This window comes from Streptomyces sennicomposti (assembly GCF_019890635.1).
In the GTDB taxonomy this organism is placed as follows: domain Bacteria; phylum Actinomycetota; class Actinomycetes; order Streptomycetales; family Streptomycetaceae; genus Streptomyces; species Streptomyces sennicomposti.
This window is the reverse complement of sequence record NZ_JAIOAB010000049.1, coordinates 19015-32779: the sequence shown is the minus strand read 5'-3', so window position 1 is coordinate 32779 and position 13765 is coordinate 19015. Positions and strand designations below refer to the sequence as shown.

19 protein-coding genes are annotated in these 13765 nt (G+C 71.3%); 8 read left to right on the top strand and 11 right to left on the bottom strand.

The window, feature by feature from the left end:
* Window positions 1-22: 22 nt before the first annotated feature.
* The 5 genes from K7787_RS23610 to K7787_RS23590 form a co-directional block, all read right to left on the bottom strand.
* On the bottom strand, window positions 23-247 hold the full coding sequence (locus K7787_RS23610) for a hypothetical protein (RefSeq protein ID WP_223002845.1): 225 nt from the start codon (window positions 245-247) through the stop codon (window positions 23-25).
* A gap of 36 nt (window positions 248-283) precedes the next feature.
* Window positions 284-622 carry a hypothetical protein gene (locus tag K7787_RS23605; RefSeq protein ID WP_223002844.1) on the bottom strand — a complete coding sequence of 113 codons (339 nt, stop codon included), beginning with the start codon at window positions 620-622 and terminating at the stop codon, window positions 284-286.
* 95 nt (window positions 623-717) lie between these two features.
* Entirely contained in the window at window positions 718-891 is a 174-nt protein-coding gene (locus tag K7787_RS23600; RefSeq protein WP_223002843.1) for a hypothetical protein, read from the bottom strand.
* Between the two features lie 88 nt (window positions 892-979).
* Window positions 980-2074 (bottom strand): tyrosine-type recombinase/integrase, encoded by a 1095-nt coding sequence (locus K7787_RS23595; protein WP_223002842.1) that lies wholly within the window; start codon window positions 2072-2074, stop codon window positions 980-982.
* Window positions 2071-2934: a helix-turn-helix domain-containing protein gene (locus K7787_RS23590; protein WP_223002841.1), complete on the bottom strand. Its 864-nt coding sequence runs from the start codon at window positions 2932-2934 to the stop codon at window positions 2071-2073. The genes K7787_RS23595 and K7787_RS23590 overlap by 4 nt, the downstream gene beginning before the upstream one ends.
* 126 nt (window positions 2935-3060) lie before the next feature.
* On the opposite strand from K7787_RS23590, the gene K7787_RS23585 reads away from it, so the two are divergent.
* Window positions 3061-3438, top strand: coding sequence for a hypothetical protein (locus K7787_RS23585; RefSeq protein ID WP_223002840.1), 378 nt, complete (start codon window positions 3061-3063; stop codon window positions 3436-3438).
* Between the two features lie 679 nt (window positions 3439-4117).
* On the opposite strand, the gene K7787_RS23580 is transcribed toward K7787_RS23585, so the two are convergent.
* Window positions 4118-5398, bottom strand: a complete 1281-nt coding sequence (locus K7787_RS23580) for a hypothetical protein (protein ID WP_443742886.1) — start codon at window positions 5396-5398, stop codon at window positions 4118-4120.
* Between the two features lie 194 nt (window positions 5399-5592).
* Here K7787_RS23580 and K7787_RS23575 point away from each other — a divergent pair, with 194 nt between their 5' ends.
* Together K7787_RS23575 and K7787_RS23570 are read left to right on the top strand one after the other, a co-directional pair.
* Window positions 5593-6267 (top strand): hypothetical protein, encoded by a 675-nt coding sequence (locus K7787_RS23575; RefSeq protein ID WP_223002838.1) that lies wholly within the window; start codon window positions 5593-5595, stop codon window positions 6265-6267.
* Window positions 6268-6416: 149 nt separating this feature from the next.
* Entirely contained in the window at window positions 6417-7217 is an 801-nt protein-coding gene (locus K7787_RS23570; protein WP_223002837.1) for a hypothetical protein, read from the top strand.
* Between the two features lie 150 nt (window positions 7218-7367).
* Here K7787_RS23570 and K7787_RS23565 read toward each other — a convergent pair whose 3' ends face one another.
* Genes K7787_RS23565 through K7787_RS23555 form a run of 3 tightly spaced genes read right to left on the bottom strand, consistent with a single transcriptional unit; the run spans window position 7368 to window position 8144 of the window.
* Window positions 7368-7658 carry a hypothetical protein gene (locus K7787_RS23565; protein ID WP_223002836.1) on the bottom strand — a complete coding sequence of 97 codons (291 nt, stop codon included), beginning with the start codon at window positions 7656-7658 and terminating at the stop codon, window positions 7368-7370.
* Between the two features lie 5 nt (window positions 7659-7663).
* A complete protein-coding gene (locus K7787_RS23560) occupies window positions 7664-7804 on the bottom strand; it encodes a hypothetical protein (RefSeq protein WP_223002835.1) in 141 nt (46 codons plus the stop codon).
* 46 nt (window positions 7805-7850) lie between these two features.
* The gene (locus tag K7787_RS23555; protein WP_308036449.1) at window positions 7851-8144 is read right to left on the bottom strand and encodes a hypothetical protein; all 294 of its coding nucleotides are present in this window, start codon (window positions 8142-8144) and stop codon (window positions 7851-7853) included.
* A gap of 136 nt (window positions 8145-8280) precedes the next feature.
* On the opposite strand from K7787_RS23555, the gene K7787_RS23550 reads away from it, so the two are divergent.
* From K7787_RS23550 to K7787_RS23540, 3 genes are all read left to right on the top strand, one after another.
* Window positions 8281-9204, top strand: coding sequence for a hypothetical protein (locus tag K7787_RS23550; RefSeq protein WP_223002833.1), 924 nt, complete (start codon window positions 8281-8283; stop codon window positions 9202-9204).
* Window positions 9205-9479: 275 nt separating this feature from the next.
* Complete coding sequence (locus K7787_RS23545; protein WP_223002832.1) at window positions 9480-10091, top strand: hypothetical protein; 612 nt, start codon at window positions 9480-9482, stop codon at window positions 10089-10091.
* Window positions 10088-10585: a hypothetical protein gene (locus K7787_RS23540; protein WP_223002831.1), complete on the top strand. Its 498-nt coding sequence runs from the start codon at window positions 10088-10090 to the stop codon at window positions 10583-10585. The genes K7787_RS23545 and K7787_RS23540 overlap by 4 nt, the downstream gene beginning before the upstream one ends.
* 235 nt (window positions 10586-10820) lie before the next feature.
* On the opposite strand, the gene K7787_RS31915 is transcribed toward K7787_RS23540, so the two are convergent.
* A complete protein-coding gene (locus tag K7787_RS31915) occupies window positions 10821-11204 on the bottom strand; it encodes a DUF6415 family natural product biosynthesis protein (protein WP_308036448.1) in 384 nt (127 codons plus the stop codon).
* On the bottom strand, window positions 11201-11656 hold the full coding sequence (locus tag K7787_RS31910) for a hypothetical protein (RefSeq protein ID WP_247721213.1): 456 nt from the start codon (window positions 11654-11656) through the stop codon (window positions 11201-11203). The genes K7787_RS31915 and K7787_RS31910 overlap by 4 nt, the downstream gene beginning before the upstream one ends.
* A gap of 170 nt (window positions 11657-11826) precedes the next feature.
* Here K7787_RS31910 and K7787_RS23530 point away from each other — a divergent pair, with 170 nt between their 5' ends.
* Together K7787_RS23530 and K7787_RS23525 are read left to right on the top strand one after the other, a co-directional pair.
* Window positions 11827-13068: an NsdA family TPR-like regulatory protein gene (locus K7787_RS23530; RefSeq protein WP_247721212.1), complete on the top strand. Its 1242-nt coding sequence runs from the start codon at window positions 11827-11829 to the stop codon at window positions 13066-13068.
* Complete coding sequence (locus K7787_RS23525) at window positions 13065-13616, top strand: GNAT family N-acetyltransferase (protein ID WP_223002829.1); 552 nt, start codon at window positions 13065-13067, stop codon at window positions 13614-13616. Before K7787_RS23530 ends, K7787_RS23525 begins: the two co-directional genes overlap by 4 nt.
* The last annotated feature ends 149 nt before the right edge of the window (window positions 13617-13765 follow it).

The following is a 13765-nucleotide window of genomic DNA, read 5'->3' as shown; positions in this document are numbered from 1 at the left end:
GCGCCACGGCTCGTGCAAAGCGTTAATGCGATCCGCAGGTCACCTCGGTGGCAGTCCGCACGGTTCGCGGCAGTCCTTGGCCCTCCGCCTCCAGGTCCTGGTCGAGGTATGACCCGTACAGCCGGCGGTCGGCCTTCACCCGGTCGCCGTCCCGCAGGGTCAGCGAGCCCACCCGGAGCCGCCGCACGATCTCCAGCCGGGCCTCCAGCGAGAGCGTGTCGAGGATCTCATCGAGCTGCGGTGTCATGCCGCCCACAGGGGCCGCCTGTCCGAGCACGACCGTTCAGCGAACGGCGGGGCGCGGCTGGCCGCCTTGCCGCGACTCATCGGTGGCCGTGGCCGGTGCTGAACAGCTCCGGTGAGCTGTCCGGAGGCCGGGCTGCGGCCACTGGTACGTCCTGGATCTGACCGAGGTGTCCCCGAACAGGTCCACCTCGACCTGGTAGCGGACCGTCCCGTCCGGCCAGTCCTGCCGCGCCATGACCGGCGCGTACCGCCAGCGCCCGGCTGACCACACTGCCAGCGCTGGCCGGTCGCCCTTCGGCCACGTCCACACCACCGGCTCCGGCCCGTCCTCGGGGCGCCACGGGCGGGCCGGCTCCGGCTCCTGAATCATGCTCATGCCCCGACTGTAGGCAGGGCATCGCGTCGCCGTCGATCAGTGAGGGGCCTGCTGCTTCAGCGCTTTCAACGTCACCGCGGTGACCTTGGCCCTGTCTACGGCTGGGTGGCGGAGGTGCGCTTCAGCGTCTCCTCCATCCTGAAGGCGACAGTCATCAGGCGCTCCGCCCGTTCCGGGTCGACGGCTGCCTGCCAGCCCGCCTCGAACGCCAGCTCAGCTACGGCAAGCTTGAGTGCGGCCCGCAGGTCCACGATGGGCTCAACAGCCATGGTCGCCTCCCTCGTCGTTACGAGGGTACCGAGCCGACACCGGTCGGAGGTTCAGAAAACAGGCATTCGGAAAGGGCGGCCCGGCGTTTCATTCCCCCTCGTGCGCCAGGGCGCCGGCGAGGTCGGCGCCCAGGGCGTAGCCGGGGCTGTCGTCCAGGAGTTCCTTGCGCCGGTTGTATCGCTGGGTGGTGCGGGAGTCCTTGTGGTCGGCCCAGCGCTGGACCTTGTCCGGGCGGGCATCCTTCTTGGCCAGGGCGTGGGTGACGGCGTCGCCCTTGACGCCGTGCGGGCCGCGCAGGGGCAGCCCGGCGCGCCGGGCGAGCGACTGGAGCAGCCGCCACACGGCCGGTTCGTCCAGCTGGCCGCCGCTGGCGGTGCAGAACAGCCACCCGGTCTTCCGGCCGCCGAGGTAGTCCTGAAGCGCGTCCCAGGTGACCGGGGGGATGGGCTTCTTCTTCCGGCCGCCGCCCTTCATTTTCTCGAGCAGCAGCACCCGGTGGCCCTTGTCGTAGCCGAGGTCCTCGACCCGGGCGTTGAGCAGGGAGTCGACCCGCAGGCAGCAGGTGTAGAGCATGAGCAGCAGGGCGTAGGCGCGCTTGCGGTACGCCGCGATCCGGTGGTGGTCGCGGGCGGTGACCAGGAGCTTCGCCCACTCCTGCTCGGTGTAGCCGGGGGTGGGCGAGTAGTCCGGGTCCAGGTACGGCCGCTGCACGGCGTCGAAGGGGTTCTTCACCCCCGTGTCGCTGACCGTGTCCAAGTAGGCGAAGAACGAGCTGGCCGCGGACAGGGCGTTCGCCCGCGACGCCTCCGCGTACGGCCTCCCGGCCCGGATCATCTCGCCGCGCCGGCCGCCCTTGACCCGGACCCAGGTCGGTGTGGTCTCCAGGTAGAGGCGGAAGGTGTCGGCGAGGGGGAACCGCACCGCCATGGGGTGCGCGCCGTGCTCCCGGGCGAACTCCTCGAAGATCTTGAAGCCGCGGGCGTACGCGCGCTGGGTGTTGGCGCTGCGCTGGTGGGCGATCCAGGCCGCGGCCAGCGCGGGCAGCGGGTCGGCCTCGCCGTACAGGCCAGCGAGGTGGTCGTGGAGTTTGCGCGCGTGCTCGGGCCACAGGTCGCGCGGATCGCGGCGCAGGATGGCGGGGGACGTCCGTGACCCGCGCTCCAGCTCAACCGAGCTGGTCACCGGTTCCGCCCGCTGTCCTCAGCAACGACGGGCGCGGGCTGCTCACCGGTTTCCGGCTCAGCGGCGGTGGCCGCGGGTGCGCCGGAGACGGGGCCGCCGCCGAGGATCCGACGGACTTCCTCGACGCTCTCGCGCATCGCGTCGAAACGCCGTACGAACTCCTCATCGGCGGAGAGGTCGCCGGTCGCGAGGCGGCTCTCCAGCTCCTCCGCCTGCTGGGCGAGGCGCTGGAGAGCCGTCCGGGCGACCCGCTCGGCGTCATCGCGATTCCTCGTCCGCCCGATCTGGAGAGACGGGTCAACTTGGCGGACGAGTCGTGTCAGATCGCCGAATCTACGTACCCGGTCGCTGGGGCGTGTGAGGCTCAGAAGGGCACCGACGACTGCGGCAACATGCCGTGCGGCTACCGGCCTTCTGGTCCGATGAGCCGTGAGAACCCGGTGGACGGTGGTGGGGGCCAGGCCGCACTTATCCGCAAGCTCGTGAACTGAAGGTGCGCCGGCGGCCGCAACCAGCTCGTTGAGACCGTCGAGGAAGACCGTATAAACGAGCATGTCCTCTGGCCGCCAGGGCACGTTCCCCACGTTCTCGGCGAGCTGAGCTTCGCGCCACAGTTTTCGCCACCTGTCCCTCTTGTTCTCTGGCACCCCGCAGGCCTCCAGGTAGCCCGCCAGCACTTCCTTCGTCGGCACCTGCCGCCCAGAGGCCGCCCGCGAGAAAGTCACGCTGCTGAACGGGGCCCGGTTGCTCATGGCTGTGTAGCTGAGGCCGGAGGCGGCTCGCAGGTCGCGCAGCGCTCGGGCGAGTTCCTGGACCGGCTGCGGGGCGTCCTTGGGCAGGGGTGCCTCGGGGCGTGCCATCAGGGCTGTCCTCCTTCGCCGAGCATTGTTGCGTTGTGTCGTTGTTTCATTATTACGTACACTCGGGGGCAGCGTGAAGACTCGGGGGCTCGACGCTCCCGCCGGCATGCCCGCGAAGGGGAGCAGATGTCACTTCTCCAGGTCCAGGTGATGGCGTTCATCCTGGTTGCCTCGACCATCTCCGCGTTCACCGGGCACCGGCTCGCCGTCGCTGACGGCACCACCCCGGAGGCGGCCTGGGGGTGGGCCGGGCTGAGCGCGGCGGCGGCCGTCGTCGACCTGGGGGTCGTGTACGGCGCCTTGCAGCTCTCCGAGGGCTCGCCCAGCGCGGCGCGGATCGGCGCGACGGTCCTGGGGGTGATGTGCGCCCTCACCTTCGCCGTCATGGCGTATGGCCTGACCGGGCGGCCGACGATCAGCCGGGGGCGGCGCTGGTGCATCACGGCCACGACCTTCACCGTCGCCATGAGCGTCTTCAACGTGGTGCTCAGCCTGGTCAACTGAGCGGACGGCCGCCTCAGGCCCAGGTGCCGGTAAGAACGCTGTCACCAGCCGCAACTTGGCGAGGGTCCGCTCCAGCGGGCCGTTGACCAGGTCGCGCACCCACTGCGCGTCACGCTCGAAGGCGACGCGGGTCGGCGCGGCGCAGTGGGCGGTGGTCCGGTAGAAGTGGAAACCGCCGCCGTCGACGGTGTATTCGACGGCAATCGCCTCGTTGGGAACTCCGGCCAGACCGCAGGGGGCGAAGTCGCGCAGTTCGCCGCGGACGTCCGCGGCCATCCCCGGGTAGCCGCTGCGGGCGGCGAGCAGGTCGGCCGTGACGCCTTCCGTGTACCCGTGCACGGTCGACGCGGCGCCTGTCGTTTTTACTTCTGGCATGTCGGTCGATTCACCCGATTGCGGGGCACCCTGATCCGGCGTCAGCATACACACAGGATAACCGTAATTATCCTGTCGGTTCTTGAGGGCGGCCATCTGAGCACGGCGTACGCGAAGAACGCCCGCAGCCATTGGACCTGGCTGCGGGCGCCTTCGTATGAAGGTACTTCCCCGGGCAGTACCGTGAGCGGAACGTCCGTTGCGAAGGGGGGAGCTTCGTGAGCCTGAAGGCCAAGCTCTATCTACTGGTGGCCATCATCGTGATCGGTGTGCTGATCGGGATGAACAACCCTCAGCCCGGCCCCTAGCGGCCACCCGACGTACCCCCGCGGGTGTCCTGGTTCGGCACGTCCCGCGCCGGCGGACGAGGCGGCGCGGGAGGCGGCGACGTCGGCCGGGTCGAGTGAGCGGCGATCCCGCCGCTGGCGTTGGACACGGACGACGACGACGCCTGTGTGGGCGCTGGCGCCCGCGATGCCGCGTCACGGCTCGCGTGGGTGTTGATGCCCTGGCTGATGCCTGTCACGGGCCGGGTCACGATCGCCGCCGCCTGGCGGCTCGCCGGGTCGTAGGAGTCCCGTCGAGCAGCCACAATTTCATCACCCATGCCGGGCACCATCCGGAAGATCATGGCGCTGGCGACGATGGCCAACAGGATGATTGCCAGACCGGAGATGATCGCGCTCACGGAGTCGTTCGGCCCGCCGCCCGTCATCGTGGACGCCAGCCGTAGCACGATGGCAACGATCGGTTTGACCAGGATGATCGCCGCCATGATGCCCACCCAGCGGCGCACCCGGCTCCACAGTTCCTTGTCAACCAGGCCCGAGTAGACGACCGTGCCCAGGACGGCCCCCACGTACAGGAGGGCCGTGCGGACCACCATCTCCAGCCAGAGCACGCCGGCCGCCGCGATGGAGACCAGGGACAGGACGATCTGGGTGATGGGCCCGCCGTTGTTGGTGCCCTGATCCTTCAAGGCCTTGCTGAAGGCGTCGAAAAATTTCGCGTGATCGGACCCGCCGGCCAGGGCCTGCGTGATGCCGTCCACCGCCGACACGACGGTGTAGAGGATCAGCGGGGTGAAGGCGGAGGCGAGGACGGTGAGCCACAGCAGGCCGACCGCCTCCCCGAGCGCCGTGGTCAGCGGCACGCCGCGCACGGCCCGCTTGATGACGGCCCAGAGCCAGATCAGGAGCACGAGGAAGGTGGACGCAGCGAAGACCAGCGAATACGTCTTCAGGAAGTCGCCATTGGTGAAGTCGACTGTCGACGTCACCGCCACGGCGTTACTCAGCTGGTCGACGACCCAGGCCGCTGACTCCGAAAACGCTTTCGCCAGCGACGTCATCGGGTCCAGCGTGGACGTCGGATCATCGAACGACCCGTCGCTGCCGCTGCCGCCGCCTTTGCTCCCCTGGCCCCGCTCGCAGTATTTGTGCGCGTCACCGTGGATCAGCTCACACGGATCGGCGGACTTCGACGGGCTCGGCGTCGATGACGGACCGGTCGACGACCCCGCTGTCGGCGTCGGCGAAGGGGAAGGAGCGGCGTGCGCCACGGGCCCCAACACGAACAGCGCCACGACGCCGACGACAGCAGATATCCACAGACGGGCCGCAGTACGAACGCGCGCGGACACACCAACCCCCAAACGACTCAGGAGACACGAGCTTCCCATGCCGTCGCCCTGTAGTGGCACCGCCGCTCCTGGCTCAGCTCGATCCGGATACCGTCATCCGCATCAAACGATCACAGAGCGAACGGGGAGCGGAGCCGATGACGGCCAGCAGCCAACTGCGGGTCATATGGACCAGCCTGGACTCCGGACGAGGACCAGACCGCCAAGGGCATCGCCGGCTCGTCATCACGGTGGGGGTCCTGGTCGTGCTGCTGATCGCCGCGCTCGGCGCGGCTATCAGCGGATGGTCGAGCAACAGGCCAGCCGCCGGCTCGACCTCCGGGACATCCCACAGCCGGGACGGCGCGCAGAGCGCAGCCGCTCGCATCGCCCGCGCGTTCGGCAGCGAGCAGATGTTCAGCCCCGAGGCCCGGCACCGGCTGCTGAAGGCCACCGTCGACCCGGCCCGGCAGCCGGAGCTGATCAAGGGTACCGACGAGCAGTATGCCCCGCTCGCCGAGCGGCTCGGCCTCGACGAGCAGGGCCGCCCACCGGCCGGGGCGCAGTTCGTCTCCAGGGCCACGCCCTCGGGTACCGCCGTCCGCTCCTACACCGGCGCCACCGCCACGGTGGACGTCTGGTGCAGCACCCTGTGGGGGCTTACGGGCAAGAGCCTCAGCACCCAGATCCCGGTCAAGGCCGGGTGGCTCACCATGACCGTATCGCTGCGCTGGGCAGAGGACGGATGGCGGCTGACCGACCTGCAGCAGAAGGACGGTCCCGAGCCGGCCGACGACGCGGCCGACCAGTTCGGCGCGGTCCCGCAGACGTAGCGGACGCGGCGTGCCCGGGAGCATTTTCTCCCCGACAGGACCGGTGCCACGGGCTGTAGAAGAGCCTGCCCGGAGCAGTGCACGCTGCGCGGGTGCCCCCGTGGCACCGGATTGGCGCGCACTCCACCGGAGATGGAGAATCGCCAGCCATGACAGACACTTGGGGGATAGCCGCAGCCGTGGCAACCTCGGCCTCCGCCCTGTTCGTCGCCTGGCAGGCAGGCGAGACACGGCGCTCCACGAACATCAGCCAGCACGCGCTGACGTCCTCGCAGGCCGTCGCACTCGACGCGGCTCGTGGCCGCCTGGACGACCAGGCTCCACAGGTCGAAGTCCACCTGACGCCAGAGACCGCCTGGCCGCCGCTCGGGCCGAGTGCGGGATGGCCCCAGCCGTGGCCTCCGGCACAGGAATGGCACTTCCCCCGCGATGAGGACACGCTCTTGGCACTGCGCGTCACGGTGCACGTCACCAATCACAGTGACCGGCCGGTCCATGCCACCTTCGAGGGTGACCTGTACCACCCCTACGTGGAGGGCGCGGACCGGCCCACCAGGATGGACCGCAGACTGCTGCTCGACCCGGGGCAGTCCGTTGCTGCGGACCTGCGCAAGCACTTCCCGCTCAAGGACTGGGCCGAGAACCACCGGGCCTACACGGAGGAGACCGGAGACCGGCCGGCCCAGGCCCTGGCACTGGTCCGTGTTCACGATGACCGCGACAACGGGGTCATCGACTCCTGGGAGTTGGCGCTCTCTGGCGCCCCGATCCAGCCCGACCCAGAGCGGGCCGGTGTGTGGCGCCTGACGCCCCCGATGCCGGACGAATCCGCTTTGCGCTGCGTGGACTTCGAACTCCAGCCGCCCCGAGTGCGCACCTACTGGCTGTCGCGCTCGAAGAACATGCCGCTGCCCGAGCCGGCGTATCCCCCCGCGCTGCGGGCGCTGTAGGGCGGAGGACCGAAGCGTAGAGCGCCTGACGCCCGAGTCGCGGCACGGGGCAGGCGCAGCTGCGGGGGCTTCCGGGGCGGGGGAACAGTCCCACTCGGCGTCAGGGCCCCGGGCGGAGAACCGTCCGGGGCCCTGACGTCTGCCGCATCGTCAGCCGTCGGAGGCCGCGGTGAGCGGTGCGCACCACAGGTACCGCGAGCGCATCGTCACCAGGTTCTTGCCGAACAGCTGGTAGTGCTCCCGGGTCTGCGCGACCTCTTCGGCGGTGCGCCCGGCGGCAGCCTGCTCGGGGATCTCGCCGGGGCCCCACCAGAACAGGAAGGCGGGCAGTTCGTCCGGTGCGCCGGGGCGCGCGGCGAGGGTCTGCGTCGTTCCGTCGTACGGGCCGCCGATGAACTCGACGTCGTCGGAGACGGTGGCGGAGATAGCGCGGTCGTCCATGGCGGTCACCCTACGGGCGGCTGCGCCGGCGCCGTGCCGCGTTCGCAGTCGACGAGGACCCGCGCCACGTCCTTCTCCAGTTCCTCGATCCACCCGTCGTTCAGCCGGGCCGAGGCGAACCGGTCCGCCACGAAGTCGGCGGACACCCCCCGAGTCTCCTCGGGGCCCTTCGCTGTGCTGGCCGGTCCGTGGCTACCGGCTGCGGTCCCACGGGATCGGGTACGACACCGTCGGTGTCGGCCGCGGCTCCGGCTGCTTGTCCCAGCCGGGGAAGTGCACCGGGTACACCCCGGTCTGCTGCGGCCGGGGTAACCGCTCGTCCGCACCGGCGCCGCCCGCAGTCCCGCCGCCGCTGTGCCCGAAGCCGACGATGGCCAGGGAGATCACCGCGAAGATGGTCAGCTCCCGCCGCGCCCCCGGATACCAGCGCGAGTGCGTCCGTACCTTCGTGCCGTCCGCCCGCTCGTACTCCCGTACCTGCACCACGACGTGCTTCCCCTCCCCTGGGCACCGCGCCGCACCGGCGCAACGGACCATGAAAGCAGCCGCCTCTGACAACAGGTGACCCCATGATCACCTTGGGGGATCACGCGGGCGGTCCGTCCGGTGCCACGATGGGCGCATGAGCACGGCGAGCCGTAACACCGTCTCGGGACGCACCTACCGCCGCACCCGCCCGCGCGGGTTCGCCGACTGGTCCCCGAAGCCCGACACCCTGCGCCTGGTCGAACAGGTCCGCGAGGTCCTCCACGAGTACCGCGAGCACCTGCCGATGACCGCCCGCCAGGTGTTCTACCGGCTGGTCGGCGCCTTCCAGTACCCCAAGGAAGAGAGGGCGTACGACCGGCTGCAGGAGACCCTCAACCGGGCCCGCCGGGCGCGGCTGATTCCGATGGACGCCATCCGCGACGACCGGGCCGCCTCCGCCGGTCACTCCTTCGGGTACAGCAGCCCGGCGGAGTTCTGGGACTCCGTCCGTACCTCCGCCGCCTACTACTCCCGGCCGCTGGACGAGGGGCAGCCCCGCGCGGTCGAGGTGTGGATCGAGGCCCAGGGCATGATGCCGATGGTCGCGGACGTCACCCAGCAATACGGCGTGGTCGTCTACTGCTCCGGCGGGTTCGAGTCGGTCTGTGCCAAGCACGACGCCGCCGCCCGCATTGCCTACCGCGAGGTCCCCACCGCGGTGCTCAGCATCGGCGACTACGACCCCAGCGGGCTGAGCATCCTGGACGCCGCCGCCGAGGACGTCGTCGCGTTCGTCGCGGAGATGGGCGGCACCCCGCCGGCGGTGAAGCGGCTGGCCGTCACCGAGGAGCAGATCACCAGGTACGGGCTGGAGACCGCGCCGCAGAAGAGCACCGACCGCCGCGGCGACCACATGCACGCCACCGTCCAGGCCGAGGCCCTCAGCCCCACGCTGCTGACCGAGCTGGTGCGCGCCGGCGTCGAGGAGGCCGTGGACCTGCGGGCACTGGAGCGGGTGCGGGCCCGCGCCGAGCGCGAGCGGCAGCGGGTGGTGGCCCGCGCCGAGCGGCTGCGCTGACCGTACAGGGCCGGGGCACCAACCTGTGGCCGGGGCACGTGGTACCCGGGGGCTTCGCCGCCCCCGGGACCCCGCTGGCCCCGTCACTCCCCGGCGCGAAACGGCATCGTCGTGGTGCAGTCCGGTCGCGCCAGGGAGCAACGGGGTTGTGGTCAAAGGCTGCTGTCCGGTACGCGTCCGACGAAGCGGTCTAGACCTGTTTCCTGTTTCCAATCCGGATTGGAAACAGGAAACACCTGGTCAGGCCCGGTTTCGGTGGTTCATCATGGGGCGCCATGAAGACCCTCCAGATCGCCCCGGGCCTCGTCGTGGACGAGGCGATGCACGCAGTAGCAGCCGCCGGATTAGCCCTCCACGCCCCTGAGTTGGGGCCGCTCAGCTGGCAGCGGTTCGCCGCGCCGTCCGGCTGGTGGCTCGTCCCGGACGGGAGCGGCCAGCTCAGCAAGGCCGAACTCACCCTGACCGAGGACCGGGACCGAACCGTCAAGATCAACGTCTGGTACGCGCCCGACATCCGGGGGGCGGACGGTGCGCCCTGCCCGCACTCGCACCCGTGGCCGTTCGAGTCGAAAATCTTGCTCGGCGGCTACACCGAGGACCGGTACATCCTCGACGGCAGCCAGGTCCGCGCGGAGACGGGCAGGGAGCACGTGCAGGGCACCGCCAACCTCGTCGGCCGGGACCTCTACCACGAGGTCGCCGAGCTGCACACGGCCCCGGGCGCGACCATGACCCTGATGCTGTGCGGGCGGGGCGAGCGCGGGGCGTGGGGGCACCTCGACCCGGCGACCGGAACCGTCGCACCGCCGCAGCGCGACCCACTCTTCCCGGCGCGTTTACGGGCGCTCAACCCCCACCGTGGTCCCGCCGTCGTTGAGCAGCCATGACCCCGCCCCGCCCCAACCGCCCCCGGCTGACCACGGTCCCGGCCACCTGCCATCTGTGCCACCGTCCGGCCGCGCCAGGAGTCAGTGTGCTGCTGCGCCCGGCGTCCGGCGTACCGCGCTCCGTCGGTCTGTGCGAGTCCTGCCAGACCGGGAGGCCCCGCAGCGGGGTCCCCACCGAGCTGGGGCCCGCCGATCTCGCCTGGTGCGTCCTCAGCCGGGACGCCGAGACCCTGCTGCAGGACTACGAGAGCGGCCAGTGGCTTCCGTACCAGGCGGAGCTGCGGTTCGCCGAGGATCTCGCCCGTCTCCCGTGGACAGAGACCACTGTGCGGACGGCACAGCGCACCGCTCCCGCCGGCCGCCTGGCCCTGCTGCTCGACAACGCGTGCTTCGTCCTCCGCTACACCGACGGCCGTGACCCGGCCCTGCTGCCGCTGCGCCGCCTGGTCGACGTCCTCGCGGACGACGCCGAGCAGCAGCCGACGACACAGTAGCCCCCGCCGAGCTGGTCCGCGCCCCGCCAGGATCTCGCCCAGGCCCTTGCCGAGATCGACGAATCGGGGCGTATCGACGGGTTCTTGCGCAGCTTGCGCAGGACCACGCGCACGCGCGCGTACGAGAAGGGGCCCCGGTGGTGCAGAGCCGCCCTAGCTCTTCTGCACCACCGGGGCCCTGGGGGAAGGCCCGCGCTCACGGGGGGAAGCGACGGGCCGAGGACCGTGGACCGGCTCAGTCGGGGACGGGCCGGGGCGTGTTCAGCCGGTCGAGCCGGGCGTACAGGTCGCGGACGAGGCGCGCCCGGCCTTGGGCACACCGCAGGGTCGGCTCCAGCGGCAGACCCAGCCGCTTGCGTGCCTGTTCCAGGACGTCCTCCGAGAACACCCGCCGGCCGTCGTGCTCCGGGAGCTGCCCGGCCAGCCGCTCGACGTCGCGCGCAACGACCCGGGCGTGCCCGGTCAGCTGCAGCGCGATCTGCGCGCAGTCCGCCGGCGCAAGCCCGGCCGGGTCGGTCACCGCGAGCACGGCCCGCACCAGGAGCTGGTGCCGCTCCCGGTCCAGGGGCACGTCGTCGAGCAGCCCGTCAGGATCGTGGAGCACCTGATGACTGCTCACGAGGCCACCGCCTGCCCGACGTCGAGCAGCTGCAGCAGCGCGCCCGCCAGCTTGCCGGAGTCGACGAGACGCGACGCCCGGGGAGGACTCACCCAGTGCGCCGCGATGGTGCCGGCGCCGGAGACCGGGACCAGGACCTGCGAGCCCGTCGACAGCACCCGGACGCCCGGGACGTCCCGGCACACGCGCCCGGTGCCCGGCTCGACCATCACGTACAACCGGTTGCTCAGGTAGTCCGCCAGCACCGGGTAGCCACGGCGCAGTCCCAGACGCAGCGCGTCGAGCGCCTCCAGGCCCCGCTGCAGCTCGACCGCGACCGCGTCCCACTGTCGGCCGCAGTGCGCCCAGTCCGTCCGGCAGGCCGCACTGCGCCACCGTTCTCGCAGCAGGTCGTCCACATCGGCTTTCGAGGACCAGATGGCGCGGCGGCGACCGCCGGAGGAGTTCGGCACGGGAGGCTCCCGGATCAGTGCGTCTCGGTACTCCCAGACAACCGCCACCCGTCCGGGTGGGATCAGGTCGCATTGCGGGCACTTCCCGACGAGAGACCGGACAGTTTTGCCTACGCGCGAGGTGCCGCCGCACTACCGTCTCGCGCACGCACAGCACCCCGGGGGCCCCGATGGACAGACAGCGCAACGTCGTACTCGAAGCGCTGCTCGCCGAGTACGACTTCACCCACCAGGGCCTCGCCGACGAGGTGAACCGGGTGGCCGAGGACCTCTTCGGCAGGCCCGGCGACTGCGGCGACCGGCACGTCCGGCGGTGGATCTCAGGTGACGTCCGCTGGCCGTGGACTCGATACCTTCTGCCACTGGAACGGATCTTCGATCGTCCGGCCCAGGCGCTGGGGTTCGTGCCGCGTGGCAAGGCCAGCGCCAACCTTCCCCGCCCGCCGCGGCCGGCACAGCAGGAGGAGGGGCCCGTGCACCGCCGCAGGTTCATCACCGCGTCCGCCACCACCACCGTCGCCGTCGCCCTGGGAATCGACCAAACCCCCACCAGCGGGCGCCTGTCCATGAGCGACGTCGACCGCATCCACGAGCGCATCGACCGCATGGACGCCCACTTCCCTTCCATCGGCGGAGGCCCCCTCGTCTCCGTGTCCACCGGCTACATCGCCCGGCTGCGCGAGGCCCTCGACGGCTGCACCTACGGGGAGCGCGTCGAGCGCGCCCTGCACGGCGCGATCAGCAGCCTGTACGCGTCCGCCGGCTGGGCCTGCCACGACAGCGGCGACCCCGAGCAGGCCGCCCTGCTCCACACCGCCTCGCTGCAGAGCGCCCTGCTCGCCGCCGACCCCTCCGCCACCGCCCGCGCCTGGTCCAACCTCGCCCTGCAGGCCCGACTGGAGGGACGCCACCGCGAGGCCGTCCAGATCACCCGGGCCGCCCTCGACAACCGCCGCGCCCGCCAGGACCCGCACATCGCCGCCCTGCTACACGCCCGCCTCGCGATCGGCCAGGCCCGCACCAGCGACCGCACCGGCGCCGCCCGCTCCCTGCTCGCCGCCGAGAAGGCGTACGACCGCGCCGACACGGGCCGACCGGCCCCGACGTGGCTGTCCTTCCTCACCCCGGCCGAACTCTCGGGGCTTGCCGCCATCACCCATCAGGGGCTGGGCCACTACGACCACGCCGAGGCCGCCACCGTCCAGGCCCTCGACCTGCTCCCGCCCTCGATGCGCCGCAACCGCGCGTACTACAGCGTGCAGCTGGCCGAGCTGCAGCTGGCCCGCGGCGAGCGCGAGCAGGCCGCGGCCACCGTCTCCGCCATCGACGCATCCTCCCTCGACAGCCGCCGCATCACCGACCGGCTGGCCACCGTCCGCCACACCCTCACCGCCCAGGAGCCCCGCCCGTGACCGCACTCGCCATACGGCACTACGACCACCACCAGGCCCCCGAGATCCGCCAGCTGCTGCTCGACGTCTACGCCGAGGTATACGCCGACGCCGCGAAGACCGACCCGTTCGCCGACGTCGACCGCTTCGCCCAGGGCCTCGACGGCTGGAGCCTCCGCCCCGGCTGGACCTGCGTGGTCGGCTACGACCAGGACCAGCCTGTCGGCTACGCCTACGGCGCCCCGCTCCCGGCCGGCGCACCGTGGTGGGGCGGCCTGCTCACCGAGGTGCCCGCCGACGTCGTCGAGGAGACCGGCAGGCGCACCTACGCGCTCAGCGAGCTGATGGTGCGCCTCCCGTGGCGCAAGACCGGCGCCGCCCGGCAGCTGCACGACGCTCTGCTCGCCGACCGGCCCGAGGAGCGCGCCACGCTCCTGGTCGACCAAGAGCACCCCAAAGTCCACGCCCTGTACGAGTCGTGGGGCTGGCGCACGCTGGGAGACCTGCGCCCCCGCATCCCCGACGCGCCCCTCTTCCACGCCATGCTGCTCGACCTCCCGCAGCGCTGACCCGGGGCCGGCCGCGGACCGGCGGGTGTAACAGAATCCGGCGGACGACGTTCCCCCAGTGTGAGGACGCCACCGACATGCCCGTCGGGCCGCCGGCCCGGACAGCCGTCTCCCGGGAGACGGAACACCCAGCGGGAGACACCCCGCCG

Coding starts and splice junctions, on each gene's coding strand:
- K7787_RS23600 (WP_223002843.1), bottom strand. CDS start 891: ATGGCTGTTGAGCCCATCGTGGACCTGCGGGCCGCACTCAAGCTTGCC.
- K7787_RS23585 (WP_223002840.1), top strand. CDS start 3,061: ATGTCACTTCTCCAGGTCCAGGTGATGGCGTTCATCCTGGTTGCCTCG.
- K7787_RS23570 (WP_223002837.1), top strand. CDS start 6,417: ATGACAGACACTTGGGGGATAGCCGCAGCCGTGGCAACCTCGGCCTCC.
- K7787_RS23590 (WP_223002841.1), bottom strand. CDS start 2,934: ATGGCACGCCCCGAGGCACCCCTGCCCAAGGACGCCCCGCAGCCGGTC.
- K7787_RS23530 (WP_247721212.1), top strand. CDS start 11,827: ATGGACAGACAGCGCAACGTCGTACTCGAAGCGCTGCTCGCCGAGTAC.
- K7787_RS23605 (WP_223002844.1), bottom strand. CDS start 622: ATGAGCATGATTCAGGAGCCGGAGCCGGCCCGCCCGTGGCGCCCCGAG.
- K7787_RS23565 (WP_223002836.1), bottom strand. CDS start 7,658: ATGGACGACCGCGCTATCTCCGCCACCGTCTCCGACGACGTCGAGTTC.
- K7787_RS23545 (WP_223002832.1), top strand. CDS start 9,480: ATGAAGACCCTCCAGATCGCCCCGGGCCTCGTCGTGGACGAGGCGATG.
- K7787_RS23610 (WP_223002845.1), bottom strand. CDS start 247: ATGACACCGCAGCTCGATGAGATCCTCGACACGCTCTCGCTGGAGGCC.
- K7787_RS23540 (WP_223002831.1), top strand. CDS start 10,088: ATGACCCCGCCCCGCCCCAACCGCCCCCGGCTGACCACGGTCCCGGCC.
- K7787_RS23575 (WP_223002838.1), top strand. CDS start 5,593: ATGACGGCCAGCAGCCAACTGCGGGTCATATGGACCAGCCTGGACTCC.
- K7787_RS23550 (WP_223002833.1), top strand. CDS start 8,281: ATGAGCACGGCGAGCCGTAACACCGTCTCGGGACGCACCTACCGCCGC.